Genomic DNA, 19,274 nt, shown 5'->3' on the forward strand with positions numbered 1-19,274 from the left:
TCCCGTCCGGTCACTCGCAGGTGGCGGCGTCGGAGGTGGCCGCGTGCCGGCAGGCGTGCAAGGGCTCGCTCACCTCCATGAACCCGAAGTCCATCGTCGGATCGATCGGGTCCGTCATGCCGACGTTCGTCGCGCCGCGCTCCGGGTTCACCGCGGTGAGGCCCACCGCGATCTGGCCGGCCTGGTTCACGAACACCGTCGGCTGGTCGGCCTGGGTCGGCACGAGCAACGCCGCCTTGACCGAGCGGACCACGTTGCCGTCCGCGTCCTTGAACCGCGACGGCAGCCCGCCGGTCTCGATGTTGGCGCCGTACTTGGTGGCGATCCGCCGCGCCTCGGTGGTGCCGCACTTCGAGACCGGCTTCTCCGAGCCGTGCACGCAGGACGTGGCGTCGATGGTGCCGGTCGCGCGCTGCACCGTGTTCCAGTAGATGTCGCCGAGGGTGGACGTGCCCGACGAGGTCCGCTCGTCGGCCCAGTACACGTTGTACGTGTAGCCGTCGGCCTCCACCGTCGGCCCCTGGTTGTAGTAGATCGCCCAGCCGGGCGAGCTCGCGTCCGCGAGCGGGCTCGGGTTCGTCGCCGTGGCGGAGATGGTGACGAGCCCGCTGGTCGCCGATCCGGAGAAGCCGTAGGACGCATCGACGCCGGTCTGGTTGAGCCACAGGCGCGCGCCGTCGTACGCCGCCGCGGTGGTCGCGCTGTCGAACGGCGCGCGCGGGCCCGTCTCGTCGAACACGAGCAGCGAGTAGAAGAAGTTGCCCCGGCTGATCTGGCCGTCGAGGGCGATCTCGGCGCCGCGGCTCTCGATCCCGGGCCGGCAGTCGTAGCCGTCCGCGTTGAACGTGCAGCTCGCGGTCATCTTCTTCTCGGTGGTCGGCACCGCCGTCGTGCTGCTCGGCTGCGGGCACCAGATCTTGATCTGGGCCCGCGCGCTCACCACCGTCGCGCCCGCGGCGGCGCAGGCGGGGCCCGAGCCCTCGCTGCCGCTCGCGGTGAGGACGTTGGTGCTCGTGCCGCAGGTCGAGTGCGAGAGCCCTCGCTTGATCCCGCCGAGGCCGTAGCTCTCGAAGAGGTTGCCGCCCATGGGATCGGTCGCCGTCGCCTCCAGCGGCATCTCGACCTTGCAGCCGCGCAGGACGCACGCGCGGACGTTGTCCGGTCCGCAGGTGCCGCCGTCCTTGTCGAGCAGGTTGTAGCGGTCGCCCGTGCCCGCGAAGACGCGGTAGGCGCCGTTCGACGGCAGCGGGATGTTGGCGGTCATGTAGAAGAACGGCTGGCCGCCGCAGAACCGGCAGTCCTGGTTCTGCGTGCCCATCTGGAAGATGCGCCCGCCGTACCAGTTCTCGACCTTTCCGCTCGTGCCGAGCTTGCCTGGGCGGTGGAAGCGCAGCGCCCAGAGCTGGCCGCCGGCGTCGCCGAACGTGGCGGTGTCGAAGAAGTAGTCGTTGGTCTCGCCGGACGCGCGCCGGGCGCCACCGCCCCAGCCGACCATGCCCACCACCGCCGGGACCGGGAAGCGGAGGTACTGCTTCACCGCGTGGGTCGCGTCGTACGAGAAGTCGAAGACCTCCTTGCCGGTCCAGACGTCCACCATGTGGACGCCGCGGCCGCGGACGTACTGCGGGTCGAAGCCGCCGTTCAGGAACACGACCCAGCGCTCGTGGTAGGCCACCTCGCCGGTGCCCACGCTCATCCTGGGGGTGTCGCTGGTGGCGGCGCCGGTGGCGGCGTCGGCCTCGAGCCGCACCGGGCCGATGGGCGGGGCGCGCGGCAGGAAGTCGTCGTAGCTCTCGGCGAACTCCAGCGTCTCCGGATCGTTCGGCTGCGGGTAGATCCAGAGGAACTCGGGCACGTCCGTGCTCCCGCTCGCGTCGGTCACGTCGAGCGCGAAGTAGTGCGTGCCGCCGCGCCGCTCGCCGACCACCGCCACCGTGTGGTACTCGCCCGCCTCCTTGACGTCGTTCCGGATCCCGGTCCCAAGCGAGTTGCCGGTGCCGTCGACCCAGACGTCGCGCACCATGGCGGTGCCGTCCACGAAGAACTGGTGCTTCGGCTCGATGAGCAGGCGCAGCTTCGCGAGCATGTCGGGCGGCAGGAAGGCCCAGAGCTCCTCGCCGGTGCCGCGGTCGTAGTAGCCGTTGAACGGCGGCAAGGACTCGTCCACCGCGGTGGTGGACGGGTCGTCGGCGGTCCCGTTGTGCACGCCGGGGGTCGGGTTTCCGTGCCACGCGCCCGCGTGGAACGCGTGCAGGAGGCCGTCGTTGGCGCCCACCAGCACGAGCTTGGCCCTGTCCTTGTAGGCCGTGCTCTTGGAGTAGCCGTCGTAGGCGTCCTTCCCGTTCTTCGTGGGCGTGTCCCAGAGCGACTGCAGGCACTGGTTGGAGAGGCCGTTCGGGCAGATGACGCCGTCGCGGGGGAGCGGCGGATCGACCACCACCGGCGAGGAGTGGAAGACGTCGCCGAGCATCCAGTCGCGGTCCCACAGGTCGTCCATGGACGACGGCGGGTACGCGCCGCGCTTCATCGAGTTGAAGAGGTCGGCGCCGAGCACCAGGCGGATGAAGGCCTTGGTGCAGGCCGTGCGCGCCTCGACGGTCGAGCCCTGGACGCTCGCGGCGAACGTCGAGGCGCCGGCGTTCTGGAACTCCGTCGCGAGCGCGTTGCACACCGTCCCGCCGCCCAGGCCGAGGTACGGCATGATCGCGCTGGCGGCCGTATCGTCCGCCTGGAGCCGGATGACGCGATCGCTCCCGTCGATCTTGCCGTCGCCGGTGTCGTCCACCACGGTGTAGACGCGCCGCGACTTCCACTTCTGGGACGTGCCGGTGCCGGCGAGCAGCGCGCCGGCGTCCCACCAAGGGTTGGCGGGCGCGCTGCTCGCCACGGAGCAGCTCTTTCCGGCCACGCTCGCGCACTTCGGGGCCTGCGAGCACACCGGCGTGGTGCCAGGGTCGGACTTCACGAAGTTGCCGGCGCCGTCCTCGGTGATGAAGTCGCCGGACTGGCTGGTGGTCGTGGACTTGTCCTGGAGGAACACGCTCGTGCACGAGCCGTCGCAGTCGAGGTCACCGGTCCCGGTGCCGTCGAGCTTCGCGTCGCAGGCGTTCACGAACTCGCTGTAGAGGTCGAAGCGGAGCACGTGGCCGCGCCAGCGGCTGGACCCGTTCTTCGGCTCGAACCGGGGGACGATCACCGCGCGACCCGAGGTGGTCTGGAGGGTGGAGACCGTGGCGACCGAGAAGGAGGTGGCGCGCTCGTTGATCTTCTCGAGGATGTAGGTGAGCCCCTCGGCGAGCGTCTGCGGGTTCTCGGCCGGGACGAACTTGCCTCCGCCCGCCTCCGCCGCGGCGTGGAGGATGGTCCTTGCGTCCGGGAGCTGCCGGGTGGCGAAGCCGACCGTGTACGTGTCGAGGACCTGCTTCCCGCCGTTCTTCTTGCAGTCCCAGGTGCTCTCGGCGTTGTCGCGCAGGTCCATGTTGTGCATGTACCAGGCGACCTTCGCGAGGTTGTCCTTCCAGGCGTTCTCGCCGCTGAAGTTCGCGCACTGAGGGCAGTCCGTCGAGGCGATGCCCTGGATGCCCGTGGAGGTCGCGCCGGCGTACTTGCCGCTGGTGGTGTCCGCGAGCGTGGTGCTGCCCGTCGGGAGCCGGTCGCCGTCGTTCGGCGTCAGGCCGCTCCCGGGCGACGGCTCGCCGTCGGTGAGCAGGACCACCGACGAGGTCTGGCACAGGTAGCAGATCGAGTACTGGTTCGCGTTCGACGAGGACTCGTACGACGAGCTGCTCTTCTCCCAGCTCTGCCCGAACCACGGCAGGGCCGGGGAGTGGTAGTAGCGGCCCACGTCGAACAGCGACATGGCGAGCGGCGTGCCGCCCTGGAAGCTGGTGACCGCGTTCACCGCGCTGACGAAGGCGGCCCGGTTGCTGTCGAAGTTGGAGGTCGTGTTGAACTCCATCTGGCAGCTCGGGTTGAACTCCTTCTGCAGCGTCCAGCCGCTCGGGTAGTTGAAGGTCGCGAGCGCCATGCGGATCCGGCTGCGCTTCGCGATGACGTCCTTGATGGTCTTGCGCGCCACCAGGAACTTGGGCGGGAAGAAGTTGAGGTAGTTGCCCGTGTACCAGATGGACGGGAACCGATCGCCGTTCGTGTCCTCGAGGACGACGCCGTCGTAGTACCAGCCCTTCTTCTCGAGGCAGGACTGGCAGACCTCGGCGCGGGTGCGCAGGCCCTGGAGCGTGGTCCCCTGCGTGGCGCAGAACTCCGCGATGGTCGCGGGGTCGTTGTTGGTCCGCCGGGCCGGGAAGACCGCGTTGTCGGTCCAGCCGTTGCCGAAGTTGGTCTTGAAGGCCAGGTTGTTGTTCTCGTAGGTCCACTCGCCCGTGACCACCGGGACGTAGTTGGCGTCGTGGAACACGAGATCCCGGCCGAAGAACGCCGGCTTGCCGTTCGCGGTGGTCTCGGTACCGCTCGGCGACTGCGAGTAGAAGTCCGGGTCGAAGCCGAGGCCGCCGGTCTGCTGGTTGTTGGACGAGGTGTAGTACGGACAGTTGATGTACTCGCGCGCGTAGTCCACGCCACCCGTGACCACGCTGGCGTGGCCGGCGTACCCGCTGCCGATCGCCACCGTCGCGGCGCTGCCGCACGGCGTGTAGAAGCGCCGCGCGGGGATCGACGCCAGCATGGGGTTGTCACCCACGTTCGGCGTGGCATTGAACACCGGGTCGTCGTCGCACCCCACCACGCGCGCCGAGGCGAACGCGGCGGTCTGCTGGGTGGTGCTGGCCGGGTCGTCGACGAGGGCGCCGGCCGGCAGCGCGGGCGCGCAGTGGCCGCTCGCGCACGTGTACCGCGCCGGGCACTGCGAGTCCGCCGTGCAGGCCTGGCTCGAGCCGCCGAGGGAGGCGGGGCCATCCGGCGGCAGCCGCTGCATCGAGCCGGAGGTGTCCAGCAGGAACATGATGTTCGGGAAGGTGGTGTCCTCCCGGGTGATGAACTGCTGGTCCTCGCCGGCGGGCGGGTTGAGCCAGGTGTCCATCAGGCTCGAGACCATCAGGTTGCGCGCGGCGTCGTCGCCGCAGGTGGTCTGCGAGCGGGTGTCGCCGGGCGTGAGCAGCAGCATCACCGCCGCCAGGCCGGCGGCGCGGAGGACGAACGCGAGGGGCTTGCGAATGCGCATGGTCCGCCTCCTACAGGATGATGGCCGTCACGAACTCGACCTCGAGCGGACGGCCGCGCCGGTCCTTGCACTTCGCGACCACCGTGTAGCCGGTCGCGGTGTTCAGGCCCTGCATGAAGTTGAAGGAGTTGGTGAGGTCGGTGGCCGTCGGAGTGGACGCCGTCGTCACCGTGTTCTTGAGCACCACCGAGCTGACGGTGACGTCCGGGTCGCTGTCGTAGTGCGAGGGCGCGGTGAGCACGGTCCCGTCGGGCAGGGTCACCGAGCCGGCCACGTTGCCCGACTCCAGGTACCCGCGGCCGTATCGGGCCAGCTCCGCCCAGATCTGCAGGCGCGCCGCGGCCGCGCACGCGTAGAGCTGGTCGCGCTGGGTCTTGCCCGATGCGTTGATCCGCTCCTGCGAGCCGAGGGAGACCGCGGCCACGCCGATCACCGCCAGCACCATCAGCAGGATCACGGTGAGGATGAGGGTGGAGCCGCTCGCGCGGCGTGGCAGGGGACGTGAGAGGGACATGCCAGCCTCGCGCTAGAACCCGGTGATGGAACGAACGGTCATGTTGGGAAGGTTCACCACGGCCTCGACCCGCGTGCGCTGGAAGCCGTCGGTGCCGCTCGCGATCTTCGGCGCGCCCGTCACCCAGTCCGGCGCACCGGACTGGTTCAGCAGGGCGAAGGACGAGTCCACCACGAACGTCGCGCGGGCCGAGGGATCGGGCTCCGGCGAGCGCGCGACCAGGGCGAGCCGCACCGCCCGGATGTTGGCCTGGTGCTTGGTCTGGCGGATCGGATCCGAGTACCGGTACGAGTAGAAGCTGGAGGGCGTGTACGCGGCCTTGGTCGTGGCGGTTGCCGATCCGCTGAACTTCGTCGGGATGATCGCACCGTCGGCGAGCACGCTCTGATCGTCGTTCGCCTCGCCGAACGTGATGGCCGTCCCGGCCTCCGCGCCGGCGGGCGCGATGGCCGGGTTGGCGAACACGTAGGCCACCTGGAACGCCTCGATGCCCTCGGCGAGGATCACCTCGTCCTTCTCGTCCACCGCGCCGTCCGGGGAGCCGTCCGCGGCACCGGTCAGGTCCAGGCCGCGATCCAGCACCAGGTAGGGGTCGTAGCTGCCGTCGGCGCGAGCCACCGGGCGGACGTGGAACCGGTAGCGGTTCACCAGGAAGGTGCGGCAGCCGGCCATGCTCGCGGCGACGTCCTGGCGGCGGAACGGATCGGTCAGGACCACGTCCTCGAGCTCCACGTCCACGTTTCCGGCCGACGTGACCGGCTTGCGGCTCTTCACGGTGAAGTACGCGTACCGGAGCTCGCCGGGGCAGACGACCTGGAGGATCTGGCCCCTGAGGAAGTCGTCGCCGGCGCGGGCCTCCAGCGTCGCGTGCGCGGCGTCGGGCAGCGCCACGAAGGTCCAGGCGTTCCCGCGCAGCGCGCCCGCGTGCCCCTCCGGCGGAACCCAGTACGCCGGGTCGCGGGCGTAGAACACCAGCTCGTCCGCGTCGCCGACGCTGTCCCGGCCCACCGGGCACGTCATGTCCGCGGGGCAGAAGCCGGGTGCGTAGAACTGGAAGTCGAGCGCGAGGGAGCCGTCCAGCCCCCAGCCGGCGAGCGGGAGCTTCTGCTCGAGGTAGAGCAGCGCCGCGCGCGCGTTCCCCTGGGTGGCGCGCTGCTTCTGGCCGCCGAAGAAGGCGCGCTGCTGCGAGCTGGAGGCGGCGATCACGGCGGTCAGCACGATGGCGGCGACGCCGGTCGCGATCATGATCTCGATGAGCGTGAAGCCACGGCGGGAGCGGGTCATGCGTTCACCGGTAGGCGGAGGCGTTGACCGTCGATGCGCCCAGGTTCGGGATCTGGACGTAGAGCGTGACGACCCGCGGCCGCGTGATGGTCCGCTCGCGATACACGACGGACACGGCCGCGAGCCGGACGCCCGACGCCGTGTTGGAGGTGGCGACCTGCCAGATCGACCAGCGCCGCCGGTAGAGCGGCTTGGAGGGATCGGCGGGATCCGACTCGAGCGCGGAGTCCGGCCGGACGCCCACGACCTTGAGGGCCGGGTAGCCGGAGGTCGTGCCGGTGAGATAGGCGTCGTCCCAGTCGCGCCAGCCGGACGTGGCGAGGTTCCCCGAGGCGTCCAGCGGGTCCCCGAAGCCGCCGGGGGGCGCGTCCGAGATGGTGTCCGCGACCAGGAGCGCGTCGAGCGACGGATCGAGGCGCTCCAGCCCCGCCGCGAGCTCGCGCGCCAGCTCCTGGGCCGTGCCGTTCGACCGCGCACCCTGGTTGGACGTGATGCCGACGATCTGCAGGCGCATCATCCCGAGGATCCCGATGAGCAGGAGCGTGAGCGAGATCATCGCCTCGATGAGCGTGACCCCGCGCATGCCTGCGCTCCGTTCGCGCGTCATGGCGTCCCCTGGTACGTCGCGGTCTTGAGGATGCCGGTCGGGAAGGACACCACCACCCGCCGCCGGTGACCGGCGCCCAGCTCGGCGGAGGTCGCGAGGGCCAACGCAACCCCACCGAGGTAGGGGTGCGAGGCGCCTGCGTACACCGGCCGGACCTCGCCGTTGGCGCCGAACCGGATCGCCAGGCGGCCGTCGGTGGTGACGGCCGGGTCGAAGACCTTCACCTGGTCGAACGGCGCGTCGGCCGCCACGCCGGCCTGCCCGAGATCGAAGAACTGCCCCTGCGGCAGCGCGACCGTATCGACCACGGCCGCCTGGCTGGCGGGGCTCGCGGGATCGAAGCCGGCGAGCGACCAGCCGGCCTCGGGCTCGAGCACGAACAGCCGGACGCAGTTCTGCTCGGAGAAGAACCCACAGCCCTCGCCCGTGCCATCGGCCGCGTTGGTCAGGACGGCCACCAGCTCCCGCTGCTCGTTGAGCGCCTGGGTCTTCAGCGCCTGGAGGCGCAGGCCGAGGTCGAACGCCGCCGAGGCGGCGTTCGCATTGCGCTTGGCGGCGGCGAACGACGAGCCCGCGAGCGCAGCGAGCGCGGCGATGACGGCGATGACGATCGCCGCCTCGACGAGCGTGAAGCCGTGGCGTCTCCGGTCCATGCCGCGAGCACAAGCAAGGTTCCGGCCGTCGCGTCCGTTCGCAAGCTGCCGGAACGAGGGGAATTCTCCAGGCCCCGGCGACCGCCGCACGTCAAACCGTGAAGCGCTGTTCAAAGTTTGTCTGTGCGCCGACGGCCGACAGCGGCGCCGCGCTGCGCGGTGCTGCCGCGGCGCACGTCATGGGCGCGCCAGGCGCTCGGCCGCGATCCTTCGGGCGCCCGCGTACGCCGCGGGCGCGGTCTCGACGAAGCGGGCCAGCAGCGGTCGCGCCTCCTCGGCGCGTCCGGTGCGCGACAGCAGCATCCCGAGGTTGAACAGCACCTCCGGATCGGTCGGCGCCAGCCGGAGCGCCTCGCGGAGCTCGTGCTCGGCCTCCTGCGTCCGCCGCTGCCGGAGGAGCACGCCTGCGAGCTGGACCCGCGGGAGCGCCGACGCGGGATCCAGCGCGGCTGCGCGCCGCAGCGGCGCCTCCGCCTCGCGCGGCCGGCCCGCCTCCACGAGCGCGGTGCCGAGGTTCAGGTTGGGCCGCATCTTGTCGGGGGACTTCGAGGCCGAGTCCGCCCACAGGGTGACCTCGCTCGCCCAGACGCGATTGCGCGCCACCGTCGCGGCCGCCAGCAGCAGCGCGATCGCGAGCCCGGCCAGCGCGGTGGCGCGCGCCGCCACCTCGGCCCCGGCGACCCTCCGGGCCGCCAGCGCGATGCCCATGGACGCGGCGACGGCGAACCCGACGGACGGGAGGTACACCCGGTGCTCGTTGATCACGTCCACGATCGGGATCACGCTCGACTCGACCGAGAGCGTCAGGAACCACCAGGCGGCGCAGCCGCCCGCGAGGCGCGCCGCCGGGTCCAGCGGGCGCCGGCTGGCCGCCGACGTGCGCAGGTACGCGTACGCGGCGGTCGCGGCCATGGCGCCCAGCACCACCGCCGCGGACATGACCTCCGGCGCGAGCAGCGTCCGGTACACGGGGTAATCGTGATCGATGTTCTGGCCGATCGGGACCAGGAGCATGAACAGGTAGGTCACGATCACCGGGAGCTGCGTCGCGAGGTACTCGAGCCGCCCCAGGTCCGTCTGCACGCGCGTGACCGACGAGGCGCTCTCGACCAGCGCGGCCGGGGACGGTCCGGCGTGGCCCACGAGCGACAGCGGGATCAGCGCCGCGGCGGCGAAGAACGGGAGCGCGGGGAGGAGGCGCGGGCGATCGAACAGCGTCACCTCGCAGAGCAGGATCGCCGCCGGCAGCGTGATCGCGATCTCCTTCGTCCGCACGGCGAGCAGGCCGGCCAGCACCGCGCCACCGTACACCAGCGCGCCGCTCCTTCGGCCCCCGCCGGACGCGACGCCCAGCCGCCAGGCCAGGTAGGCGACGACCGCGAGCAGGTAGAACATCGCGGCGAGCGACGTCATGCGCTGCACGACGTAAGTGACGGCCTGCGTCTGGAGCGGGTGCGCGACGAAGATGGCGGCGGCGACCATCGCGACGGTGCGCGCCTGGGGCGCCAGCACCGAGGGCGCGAGCCGGGGCGCACGGAACGCGAGCACGCCGAGCGCGTAGACGAGGGCGGAGGCGCCCAGGTGCACCGCCAGGTTGAACGCGTGGAAGCCGAACGGCGCCGTGCCGCCCAGGCGGTGGTTGATCGCGAAGCTGACGTAGGCGGCCACCCGGTTCGGGGCCGCGTGGTAGCCGTCCGGCGTGAGCCACCACAGGAGGTCTCGCAGGCGAGGGTCGTCCCGGACCACCCGGATGTCGTCGAACACGAACGCCGCGTCGAGCGAGTTCGCGTACGCGAGGACGCCCAGGGCGGCGATCGCCGCGAGCGCCTGCCAGTGACGCGGGCGGCCCCCCCCGGCGGGCTCGAGCGTGGCGGTCACTGGAGCGCTCCTACCGGAAGTCGCGCCGCTCGAACACCGCGGCGGCGATCGCGAGGATCGCCCCCGCGTACAGGACGCCGTACGCGCACGCGAGCCAGGCCGATGCCGGCACCGGGGTGCCGTAGATCACGTGCTCGTTGAGCGAGAGGGCCGACAGGTTCGGCAGGACGTACCAGATGACGCGCCCGACGGAGGCGCCGGCGCCCTGCCACAGGGTCCGGAGGTCGTTCGACATGTGGCCGGCGAGCGTCAGCGCGAGCGCGAAGATGGCGGCGAGCGTCGGCGTGGTGAACGACGAGAACGCGACGGCGATCGCGGCGACCACCAGGAACTGCACCCCGAGCATCGCGAAGGCGGACAGGAGCTGCGCGTTCACCACGTCGAGCGAGCCGGCCTGCAGCGACAGGAGCCCCGCGAGCGTCGCCGCCATCGCGGCGAGGTTCAGCCAGAGCGTCGCGGCCAGGCCGAGATACCTCCCGAGCAGGTACTCCGCCCGGGCCACCGGCTTGGCGACCATGGGGTAGACGACCCGGCGCTCCACGTCCCCCGCCACGAAGCCCGCGCCGAGGAAGACTGCCGTGAGCGAGCCCATCAGCTCCATCGCGGTGAGGCCGAGGTCCGCCGCGATCCGGTGCGCGTGGCCGACGGTGAGCGACGACGCCAGCAGGCTGGCGAGCACCAGGAGGATCGCGAACAGGAGGAGGTTGACGTGCAGCCTGCGCCGCAGCGCCTCGCGCACCGACACGATCGCGATCGCCAGGACCTTGCTCATGGGGCACTCTCCGTCGCCGCCCGCGCCGCGCCGGAGGCGGCGCCGATGAGCGCGGCGCGCTGGGCGGCGCTCATGGGGGCCTCGTAGCGGTACTCGCTGGCCGACGACCGCACGCGCCCGTCCGGAGCGAGGTAGTAGACGCCGCCGAAGGGATCGGCGGGGATCTCCGCGATCAGGTCGTCGCGGACGAGCTGCGACAGCGCCACCGGCGCGAACCCGTAACGCGCGCGCCAGTCCGCCGCGGCCAGCTCCAGCCGGGAGGCGTCGCGCTCCAGGAGCACCTGCTGGAGTTGCTTCCGGACGGCCTTGCGCGACTCCTCGTCCTCGGCCGATCGGAGCAGGTCCTGGAGGAGGGCGACGCCGGTATCGTGCGCGCTGCCCTTCGCGTACATCGCGGCCGCGTACTGCAGCATCCGTTCGGAAGGCGCGCCCGGCACCTGCGCTGCGCGCCGGAACCAGGCTCCCGCCTCCGCATAGTCGCCCTCGTAGAGGAAGGCGTTCACCGCGCGCTGGAACGGGATGAGGTAGCGATCCGGTGCCTGCGCGATCCCCTTCTCGAGCAGCCGGTTCGACTCCCCGACCCGCCCCGCGGACGCGAGCATGTTCCCGCCGACCTGGTACGCATACCCGTGCGCCGGATCGAGGTCCGTCACGAGATCGAGCGCCGGGAAGAGCTTCTCCCAGCCGCGCTGGTCGGCGCGTGGGTCACCCATGTACTGCACGGCGCGCAGCCACCAGAGGTTCGCCGCCAGCGTCGGGTGGCCGAAGGAGGCCCATCGAAGGGCGGCGCTCGTCGGCACCGGCCCGAGGTCGTAGGCGCGCTGCGCCGCCACCGGGAGCCGTGCGGCCAGCGCGCAGGCGCCCGCGGCGAGCAGCAGCGCGGCGAGACCGAGGACCTTCTGGCGACCGAGGCTCATCTGGAAAAAGAAGAGGGCAGCGCCCCCATGTAGTCCGGGAGCGCTGCCCTTGACAAGTTCGCGACCCGCGGCGCTCTAGAACACGCCGTCCGCCGCGATCTGCGGCTGGCCCCACGGCGGGCCGAACGGAGCGATCGGCGTCCCACCCTGGTTCGGGCAGACGTGAGCGACGCCGGCCGCGGTGGACGCAACCCCGCCAGCGGAGTCGAGCGTCGCCTTGTACAGGTACACGCAGCCCTCGGTCCCGTCGCCGTCGATGTCCGAGTTCGCGTAGACGGTCAGGTGGACGGCGGGGGCGGACACCGTGGTCGTGTAGCAGCCGTACGTCGAGCCCTCGACCACCCAGTCGATCTGCGCGGCGGCCGCCAGGTCGGCCGGGGCCCACGGATGCTTCGCCGTGCCCTGGCCACCCGTGTTGTCGCAACCGTCGGGCAGCAGCGCGACGGCCCGGTACTGGCCGTTCGACGCCTCGCCCTGGCGAAGGGCCTCCTCCGACTTGAACACCGCGTTCACGTTCTCGCGGAGCTCGCTGAACTTCGCGCGGAGCTGGTAGCGGAGGAAGTTCGGGATGGCGATCGCGGCGAGGATCCCGATGATCGCGACGACGATCATGAGCTCGATGAGGGTGAAGCCCTTGGCAGCCTTCTTCATGAGACCTCCGGAGATGTGGGCCGCGGTGTGAGCCTCGCGGCCCCGCGGACCGGGCTGCGACGGCCGCCCGGCGGAACGCCTGCATAGCATCGAGGGTGCCAGCGGCCGGGCATCCGCAAGCACCCGATCCGACATGGATGGCGGAGACCCGCGGTGACGGAACGCGGCGCCCGCCCCGGGTCGGGTGACGTTTTTCGTCACCGGCCCGGCGCCCGTCCCTTTGACAGGGGCCAGGACCCCGCCGATCATCCGCGGCGATGATCCTGAGGACGGAGAAGCTGACGAAGGTCTTCGAGGTGGGGCTGCTGGCACGCAAGGTCACCGCGGTGGACGCGCTCGACCTCGAGGTCGCCCCCGGGGAGATCTTCGGGTTCGTCGGCCCGAACGGCGCCGGCAAGACCACGACCATCAAGATGTTGATGGGGCTCATCTACCCGAGCAGCGGGCGGGCCTTCATCTTCGACGACCCCATCCCGAGCCGGCGCGCCAAGGCGCGCATCGGCTACCTGCCGGAGCACCCCGCGTACTACGAGTTCCTCACCGGCCGCGAGGCGCTGCGCTTCTTCGCGCGGCTCTCCGAGGTCCCGGGGGCGGCTCGCGACCGCCGCTGTGACGAGCTGCTCGAGCTGGTGGGCCTGACCGCGGCCGCGGATCGGCAGATCCGGAAGTACTCGAAGGGCATGCAGCAGCGGCTCGGCATCGCGCAGGCGCTGGTGGGCGACCCGGCGCTGGTCGTGCTGGACGAGCCCATGAGCGGGCTCGACCCCGTCGGCCGCAAGGACGTGCGCGACCTCATCCTCGAGCTGAAGCGGCGCGGCAAGACCGTGTTCTTCTCCACGCACATCCTCCCGGACGTCGAGAGCCTGTGCGACCGCGTCGGCGTGATCCTGCGCGGCAAGCTGCGCGACGTCGGGCGCATCGACGAGCTGCTCTCCGGGAACGTGCGCGCGGTGGAGCTCACCGCCACGGTGCCCGGCCCGGCGCGCGAGGCGCTCTCGCGCGGGCGGCTCCTGCGCGCCGACGGCGACCGCCTCACGGTGGTGTTCGACGACGCGCCCGCGGCCGACGCCGCGGTCAGCGCCGTGGTGCGCGCCGGCGGCAGGGTGATCGCGCTGACACCGCACCGCGACACGCTCGAGGACTTCTTCGTGCGCCGCCTGGCCGAGGTGCACGGCGCCGAGCCGGAGCCGAGGGCCGCCGCCGGGGGTGCGTAGGCATGGACCCGGCGATGCCCGGCGTCCCCGCGGGCCTGATCGCGGCCTGGGTGGCGCTGGTCGGCGGCGTGGTGGGCAGCTTTCTCAACGTCGTGATCGCCCGGGTGCCGGCCGGCGAGTCGATCGTCTCCCCGGGGTCGCGCTGCCCGCGCTGCAGGACGCCCATCGCCTGGTACGACAACGTGCCGGTGGTGTCCTGGCTCGTGCTGCGCGCCCGCTGCCGCAGCTGCCGCGCGCCCATCTCCGCCCGCTACCCGCTGGTCGAGGCGCTCGTCGCGGGCGTGGCGCTGCTGGCGTGGGCGCGCCACGGCCTCGCCGTCGCCGCGCTGGGCGAGCTGGTGCTCGTCTCGCTCCTGGTGGCGCTTGCGTTCATCGATCTCGACACCTGGCTGCTTCCCCACGCGCTCACCTGGCCCCTCATCGCCACCGGCCTCGCCGCCGCCGCTGCCGGGCTCGGACCGGCGACGCTCCAGGGCTCGGCGATCGGCGCGGCGGTCGGTTTCCTCGCCTTCGCGCTCGTCTCGGTCGTCGGCGAGAAGGTGCTGCACAAGGAGGCGCTCGGGTTCGGGGACGTGTGGCTCCTCTCGGGGATCGGCGCGTGGCTGGGGGTGGCGGCGTTGCTCCCGGTGGTGCTGCTCGCCTCGGTGCAGGGGAGCGTGGTGGGCCTCGTGCTGCTCGCGCTCGGGAAGGGGCAGCCCGGCCCGCAGCCGCCGGCCGAGGCGGCTGCGCCGCCAGCCCCGTCGGTGCCCGGCGATCCGGCCGTGCTCGCCGACGCCGACGACTGGGTCCCGCCCCGGAACGCGGTCCCGTTCGGCCCGTTCCTGGCCGCCGGTGCCCTGGAGTGGCTGTATCTCGCGGACCTCATCGTGCGCGGTGTCCCGTCGCTAGAGCTGTTCCGGTGATCCATGCGGCGCGTGGGCCTCGTCCTCCTGCTCGACCTCGTCGCCGCGGCGGCCGCCGGCGCGGTGCTCCTCCTGGCGCTGGGCGTTCCGCCCGCGGCGCGCGGCGTGTTCGGCCCCGCGAGGCTCGCGCTCCTCGCGGCCGGCGCTGCGGCGGCCGTGATCGCGGTGGGCCTGGTGCTGCTGCGACGCTCGGTGGCGCGGCCGGTGGGGCGGCTGCTCGCGTCCGCACGGCGGCTGGAGCACGCGAGCGGCGGGCTCCCGGTGCTCGCGCCGCCGGGCGAGCCCGAGGACGGCTCGCTCGCCCGGGCGGCGGTGGCGTTCGAGCGCGTGGCGGAAGCGCTCGGCGAGGAGCGCGTGCGCCTCGCCGCCAAGATCGAGGAACTGGAGGGCGCGAACCGCGCGCTCGCGGAGGCGCGGGCCTCGTGGCTGCGCTCCGAGCAGCTCGCCGCCGTGGGCAGGCTCGCCTCGGGCGTGGCGCACGAGGTCGGCAACCCGCTCGGCGCCATCTCCGGCTACGCCGAGCTGGCGCGCGGCCGGATCCGCGCGGGCGAGGCGGAGCAGGCGGAGGACCTGGTCGCGCGGATCGCGGTGGAGGCGGGCCGGATCGACGCCATCGTGCGCGACCTGCTCGAGCTGGCGCGCCCCTCGGCGCCGGTGGTGGCGCCCATCGCGCTGTCCGGCCCGGTCGATGCGGCGCTCCGCCTGGCGCGCGTGCAGGCGCGGCTTCGAGAGGTGCGGGCGGAGCTCGACCTGCCCGCGAGCCTCCCGCCGGTGCTCGCCGACGAGGCGAGGCTCGCGCAGGTCTTCCTCAACCTGTTCCTGAACGCGGGCGACGCGATGGGGGGCCGTGGCACGCTGCGCGTCGAGGCCCGCGCGGTCGAGGGCGCGGTGGAGGTCGAGGTCTCGGACGATGGGCCCGGGATCGCGCCCGAGGACCTGCCGCGCGTCTTCGATCCCTTCTTCACGACCAAGCCTCCCGGCGCCGGCACCGGCCTCGGGCTCTCGGTGAGCCACGGCCTGGTGGAGGCGATGGGCGGAGACCTCTCCGCCGCCAACGGGCCGGGCGGCGGGGCGGTGTTCCGCCTGCGGCTCCGGCGCGGGGGTCCGCCCGCGGGCCCGTGCTAGAGTCGCGCCGTGGGCATGCGCAACGTCCTCGTCGTGGACGACGAGGCTTCCATCCGGCACCTGCTCTCCGTGATCCTGGTGGACCACGGGTACGACCCGCGCGCGGTGGCCACCGGCGAGGAGGCGCTCAAGGAGCTGGCGGCCCGGGACTTCGACCTGGTGCTCACCGACGTGCGCATGCCCGGGATGGGCGGCCTGGGCCTGCTGCGCGAGATCCAGCGCACCGCGCCGGAGCTGATGGTCATCGTGATGAGCGCGTACGGCGCGCACGACGCGGCCATCGAGGCGATGAAGGCCGGCGCCTACGACTTCCTGTCGAAGCCGTTCAAGCCGGACGAGGTGGTGCTGGTGCTCCGCAAGGCGGAGGAGCGCGAGCGGCTGGCGCGCGAGAACCGCCGGCTGCGCACCGAGCTGTCGGCCGGGTACAGCCCGGAGCACATGGTCGGCACCTCCGAGCCGATGCGCGAGGTGTCCCGGCAGATCCGCAAGATCGCGCAGCAGAAGACCACCGTCCTGGTGCAGGGTGAGTCGGGCACCGGCAAGGAGCTGGTCGCGCGCGCGATCCACCAGCTCTCGCCGCGGGCCGCCCTCCCGTTCGTCGCGGTCAACTGCGGGGCCATCCCCTCGGAGCTCATCGAGTCCGAGCTGTTCGGGCACGTGAAGGGCGCCTTCACCGACGCGGTGCGCGCGAAGAAGGGGCTCGCGGCGGAGGCGGACGGCGGGACGCTGTTCCTCGACGAGATCGGCGAGCTGCCCCTGGGCCTCCAGGTGAAGCTGTTGCGCTTCCTCCAGGAGGAGGAGGTGCGGCCCGTCGGCGACACCCGCAGCCGCCGGGTGGACGTTCGCGTCGTCGCCGCGACCGCGATCGACCTCCGCGCCGCCGTGGCGGCGGGCCGGTTCCGGGAGGATCTGTACTGGCGCCTCGACGTGGTGGGCGTGCGCCTCCCGCCGCTGCGAGAGCGGCGGGAGGACCTCCCCGCGCTGCTGGATCACTTCCTGGCCCGGTTCCGCCACCTCCGCCCCGAGCTGCCCGGGCTGGCGCTGTCGGACGAGGCCCGCGCGGCGCTGCTCGCCCATGGCTGGCCCGGAAACGTGCGCGAGCTGGAGCACGCGGTCGAGCGGGCCGTGGTGCTCGCCGACGGGCCGGTGCTGCGCGAGGAGGACCTGCCCGAGGGGATCCGCGCCCGCGCGCGCGCGGCCCCGGCACCTGCCGACGCCGGCGACGGCTCGCTGTCGGTGAAGCGCGCCACCCGCGCCCTGGAGGAGCGGCTCATCCGTGCGGCGCTGGAGCGGACCGCCGGGAACCGCACCCGCGCCGCAGAGCTGCTCGAGCTCTCGTACGGGGCGCTCCTGTACAAGATCAAGGAGTACGGCCTCGGATAGGGCCGCCGCGGCGCCCCGCCTCCCGGCGGGCGGGCGCCCGCCCGCCCGCTCCTCCACGGGCGGTATGACGCATAACTACGCATCACTTCGCGTCAGCTAGCGCTCGGTCGCCTACAACCGCCGATATCCGCGCAGGCGCCTTTCTTGATCCTTCGGGGGGCGATCGCATAGCGTGGCCCCCGCATGGCCGACCGATCGCCCAGCGCCCGGACGTCCCTCGCGAAGCCTGCGAGGCGCGCGCCGAACAACGTGCAGCGGCTCCGGGAGGAGCAGCTCCTCACCAAGGCCGAGCTCGCCCGCAAGGCGGGCGTCTCCCCGCTCACCGTGACCCGGATCGAGCACGGCCTGGAGTGCCGCGTGGACACCAAGCGGAAGATCATCCTCGCGCTCGGCCTGACCCCCTCGGACCGGCGCAAGGTGTTCGGCCCCAGCCCCGGAGGGCGCCTCTCGTGAGCCCCGCCCCGTCGTTCACCCTGAGCGCGCGCTGCGGCGCGAAGCCGCTCGAGACGGGGCGCGGGTGCGTTCGCCCGCGCCTCTCGTGAAGGGATCGCCATGGCGAAGAAGAAGCTCGCCGTCGGCCTCGACATCGGCTCCTCGAGCGTGAAGCTCGTGCAGCTCCGCGAGAAGCGGGGAGGCTGGACGCTCGAGGCGTTCGCGACGGCGCCGCTGCCCCCCGAGGCCATCGTGGACGGGGCCCTGATGAACTCCTCCGCCATCGTGCAGGCGGTGCAGGAGGTCCTCGGGAAGCAGAAGGTCAAGGCGAAGGACGTCGCGATCGGCGTCCGCGGCCACTCGGTGATCATCAAGAAGATCTCGCTCCCGCGCATGTCGCAGGAGGAGCTCGACGAGTCCATCCAGTGGGAGGCGGAGCAGTACATCCCCTTCGACATCAAGGACGTGAACATCGACACGCAGATCCTGACGCCCGACGGCGACGCCGCCGGGCAGATGGACGTGCTGCTGGTGGCCGCCAAGAAGGACATGATCAACGACTACACCTCGGTCTGCGCGGAAGCGGGGCTCACCGCGACCGTGGTGGACGTCGATGCGTTCGCCGTCCAGAACGCGTTCGAGGTGAACTACGACGGGTCCCCCGACGAGACGGTGGTGCTCATCAACGTCGGCGCCGCGGTCACCAACGTGAACGTGGTGTCGCACGGGATCACCACGTTCACGCGCGACATCACCATGGGCGGCAACGCCTTCACGGAGGAGATCCAGAAGCAGCTGAACGTCTCCTACGACGAGGCCGAGGCGCTGAAGGTGGGCGGGCAGGGCGAGTCCGACGCGGTGATCCCGCAGGAGGTGGAGCGGGTCATCCAGGGCGTCGCCGACCAGCTCTCGGGCGAGGTCCAGCGCTCGCTCGACTTCTTCGCCTCCACCTCGGGCGGGGCGACGATCGGGCGGGTCTACCTGTCCGGCGGGACCGCGCGCATCCCGGCGCTGTTCAAGGCCATCGAGGGACGCGCCGGCGCGCCGGTCGAGGTGCTGAATCCCTTCAAGAACATCGAGATCGACAACCGCAAGTTCGACCCCGCGGTGATCCTCGCGGCTGCCCCCGCGGCCGCCGTGAGCGTCGGCCTCGCGCTTCGCCGCGCCGGAGACAAGTAGCCATGATCCGGATAAACCTGCTCCCGGTCCGGGTCTCGAAGAAGAAGGAGGCGGGCAAGCAGCAGCTGGCGCTGCTCGCCGTCGTCGTGATCGGCGGCCTCGTGGGCAACTACCTGTGGGCCGCGTCGCGCTCCTCGGACCTCGCCGCTCGCGAGGCGCAGCTGAAGCGGACGAAGGCCGACATCGCCCAGCTCGACCGCATCATCGGTGAGGTCAAGGACATCAAGGAGCAGCAGGCGCAGCTCCGCGAGAAGCTCGAGGTGCTGGACCGGCTCAAGGCCGGGCGGATCGGGCCGGTCAAGATGCTCGACCAGCTCGCGCAGCTCACGCCGAAGCGGCTCTGGCTCTCCAAGCTCGAGCAGAAGGGCGACGCCCTCACGTTCACGGGCACGGCGGCGAGCATCGACGAGGTGTCGGAGCTCATGACCGCGCTCAAGGGCTCCACGTACTTCAAGGACGTCGAGCTGAAGAAGACGAGCGCGAAGACCGACAAGTCGTTCAGGCTGGTGGAGTTCTCGCTGTCCGCGAACGTCGTCTATCCGGGCGCGCCGGTGATCGCCGCGCCGTCGCCCGGGAAGAAGTAG

Annotated in this window: 16 protein-coding genes; 7 read left to right on the forward strand and 9 right to left on the reverse strand. The window is 72.0% G+C overall.

The features are described 5' to 3' along the window. Positions 1-10: 10 nt before the first annotated feature. The 9 genes from ADEH_RS03215 to ADEH_RS03255 all read right to left on the reverse strand — a co-directional run bounded on the left by ADEH_RS03215 (position 11) and on the right by ADEH_RS03255 (position 12,455). Positions 11-5,179, reverse strand: a complete 5,169-nt coding sequence (locus ADEH_RS03215; protein WP_011419686.1) for a pilus assembly protein PilY — start codon at positions 5,177-5,179, stop codon at positions 11-13. 10 nt (positions 5,180-5,189) lie between these two features. After that, positions 5,190-5,693, reverse strand: a complete 504-nt coding sequence (locus tag ADEH_RS03220) for a pilus assembly PilX family protein (RefSeq protein ID WP_011419687.1) — start codon at positions 5,691-5,693, stop codon at positions 5,190-5,192. Between the two features lie 12 nt (positions 5,694-5,705). Further along, a complete protein-coding gene (locus ADEH_RS03225; protein ID WP_011419688.1) occupies positions 5,706-6,977 on the reverse strand; it encodes a PilW family protein in 1,272 nt (423 codons plus the stop codon). Positions 6,978-6,981: 4 nt separating this feature from the next. After that, positions 6,982-7,584: a hypothetical protein gene (locus tag ADEH_RS03230; RefSeq protein ID WP_011419689.1), complete on the reverse strand. Its 603-nt coding sequence runs from the start codon at positions 7,582-7,584 to the stop codon at positions 6,982-6,984. After that, complete coding sequence (locus tag ADEH_RS03235; protein ID WP_011419690.1) at positions 7,581-8,237, reverse strand: prepilin-type N-terminal cleavage/methylation domain-containing protein; 657 nt, start codon at positions 8,235-8,237, stop codon at positions 7,581-7,583. Before ADEH_RS03235 ends, ADEH_RS03230 begins: the two co-directional genes overlap by 4 nt. A gap of 177 nt (positions 8,238-8,414) precedes the next feature. Next, a complete protein-coding gene (locus tag ADEH_RS03240) occupies positions 8,415-10,115 on the reverse strand; it encodes a tetratricopeptide repeat protein (RefSeq protein ID WP_011419691.1) in 1,701 nt (566 codons plus the stop codon). A gap of 10 nt (positions 10,116-10,125) precedes the next feature. Then, positions 10,126-10,887, reverse strand: a complete 762-nt coding sequence (locus ADEH_RS03245) for an ABC transporter permease (protein ID WP_011419692.1) — start codon at positions 10,885-10,887, stop codon at positions 10,126-10,128. Then, positions 10,884-11,804, reverse strand: coding sequence for a hypothetical protein (locus ADEH_RS03250; RefSeq protein ID WP_011419693.1), 921 nt, complete (start codon positions 11,802-11,804; stop codon positions 10,884-10,886). Before ADEH_RS03250 ends, ADEH_RS03245 begins: the two co-directional genes overlap by 4 nt. Positions 11,805-11,879: 75 nt before the next feature. Then, entirely contained in the window at positions 11,880-12,455 is a 576-nt protein-coding gene (locus tag ADEH_RS03255) for a type IV pilin protein (RefSeq protein ID WP_041453296.1), read from the reverse strand. A gap of 257 nt (positions 12,456-12,712) precedes the next feature. Here ADEH_RS03255 and ADEH_RS03260 point away from each other — a divergent pair, with 257 nt between their 5' ends. The 7 genes from ADEH_RS03260 (at position 12,713) to ADEH_RS03290 (ending at position 19,274) form a co-directional block, all read left to right on the forward strand. Then, positions 12,713-13,669, forward strand: coding sequence for an ABC transporter ATP-binding protein (locus tag ADEH_RS03260; RefSeq protein WP_011419695.1), 957 nt, complete (start codon positions 12,713-12,715; stop codon positions 13,667-13,669). A gap of 14 nt (positions 13,670-13,683) precedes the next feature. Further along, positions 13,684-14,571 (forward strand): prepilin peptidase, encoded by an 888-nt coding sequence (locus tag ADEH_RS03265; protein ID WP_232287418.1) that lies wholly within the window; start codon positions 13,684-13,686, stop codon positions 14,569-14,571. A 3-nt stretch (positions 14,572-14,574) separates the two neighbouring features. Then, positions 14,575-15,696 (forward strand): sensor histidine kinase, encoded by a 1,122-nt coding sequence (locus tag ADEH_RS03270; protein WP_011419697.1) that lies wholly within the window; start codon positions 14,575-14,577, stop codon positions 15,694-15,696. Between the two features lie 15 nt (positions 15,697-15,711). Next, positions 15,712-17,079, forward strand: a complete 1,368-nt coding sequence (locus ADEH_RS03275; protein ID WP_011419698.1) for a sigma-54-dependent transcriptional regulator — start codon at positions 15,712-15,714, stop codon at positions 17,077-17,079. A gap of 183 nt (positions 17,080-17,262) precedes the next feature. Continuing rightward, a complete protein-coding gene (locus tag ADEH_RS03280) occupies positions 17,263-17,532 on the forward strand; it encodes a helix-turn-helix transcriptional regulator (protein ID WP_011419699.1) in 270 nt (89 codons plus the stop codon). 99 nt (positions 17,533-17,631) lie between these two features. Beyond that, positions 17,632-18,690: a type IV pilus assembly protein PilM gene (pilM, locus tag ADEH_RS03285; RefSeq protein ID WP_011419700.1), complete on the forward strand. Its 1,059-nt coding sequence runs from the start codon at positions 17,632-17,634 to the stop codon at positions 18,688-18,690. A gap of 2 nt (positions 18,691-18,692) precedes the next feature. Then, a complete protein-coding gene (locus tag ADEH_RS03290; protein WP_011419701.1) occupies positions 18,693-19,274 on the forward strand; it encodes a PilN domain-containing protein in 582 nt (193 codons plus the stop codon).

Source organism: Anaeromyxobacter dehalogenans 2CP-C, from assembly GCF_000013385.1.
In the GTDB taxonomy this organism is placed as follows: Bacteria; Myxococcota; Myxococcia; order Myxococcales; family Anaeromyxobacteraceae; genus Anaeromyxobacter; species Anaeromyxobacter dehalogenans_B.

Bases quoted from the DNA above. Each gene is read 5' to 3' on its own strand.
- ADEH_RS03225 (WP_011419688.1), bottom strand. From the start codon at position 6,977: ATGACCCGCTCCCGCCGTGGCTTCACGCTCATCGAGATCATGATCGCG.
- pilM (WP_011419700.1), top strand. From the start codon at position 17,632: ATGGCGAAGAAGAAGCTCGCCGTCGGCCTCGACATCGGCTCCTCGAGC.
- ADEH_RS03265 (WP_232287418.1), top strand. From the start codon at position 13,684: ATGCCCGGCGTCCCCGCGGGCCTGATCGCGGCCTGGGTGGCGCTGGTC.
- ADEH_RS03250 (WP_011419693.1), bottom strand. From the start codon at position 11,804: ATGAGCCTCGGTCGCCAGAAGGTCCTCGGTCTCGCCGCGCTGCTGCTC.
- ADEH_RS03215 (WP_011419686.1), bottom strand. From the start codon at position 5,179: ATGCGCATTCGCAAGCCCCTCGCGTTCGTCCTCCGCGCCGCCGGCCTG.
- ADEH_RS03280 (WP_011419699.1), top strand. From the start codon at position 17,263: ATGGCCGACCGATCGCCCAGCGCCCGGACGTCCCTCGCGAAGCCTGCG.
- ADEH_RS03230 (WP_011419689.1), bottom strand. From the start codon at position 7,584: ATGACGCGCGAACGGAGCGCAGGCATGCGCGGGGTCACGCTCATCGAG.
- ADEH_RS03275 (WP_011419698.1), top strand. From the start codon at position 15,712: ATGCGCAACGTCCTCGTCGTGGACGACGAGGCTTCCATCCGGCACCTG.
- ADEH_RS03245 (WP_011419692.1), bottom strand. From the start codon at position 10,887: ATGAGCAAGGTCCTGGCGATCGCGATCGTGTCGGTGCGCGAGGCGCTG.
- ADEH_RS03235 (WP_011419690.1), bottom strand. From the start codon at position 8,237: ATGGACCGGAGACGCCACGGCTTCACGCTCGTCGAGGCGGCGATCGTC.
- ADEH_RS03220 (WP_011419687.1), bottom strand. From the start codon at position 5,693: ATGTCCCTCTCACGTCCCCTGCCACGCCGCGCGAGCGGCTCCACCCTC.
- ADEH_RS03270 (WP_011419697.1), top strand. From the start codon at position 14,575: ATGCGGCGCGTGGGCCTCGTCCTCCTGCTCGACCTCGTCGCCGCGGCG.
- ADEH_RS03290 (WP_011419701.1), top strand. From the start codon at position 18,693: ATGATCCGGATAAACCTGCTCCCGGTCCGGGTCTCGAAGAAGAAGGAG.
- ADEH_RS03255 (WP_041453296.1), bottom strand. From the start codon at position 12,455: ATGAAGAAGGCTGCCAAGGGCTTCACCCTCATCGAGCTCATGATCGTC.
- ADEH_RS03260 (WP_011419695.1), top strand. From the start codon at position 12,713: ATGATCCTGAGGACGGAGAAGCTGACGAAGGTCTTCGAGGTGGGGCTG.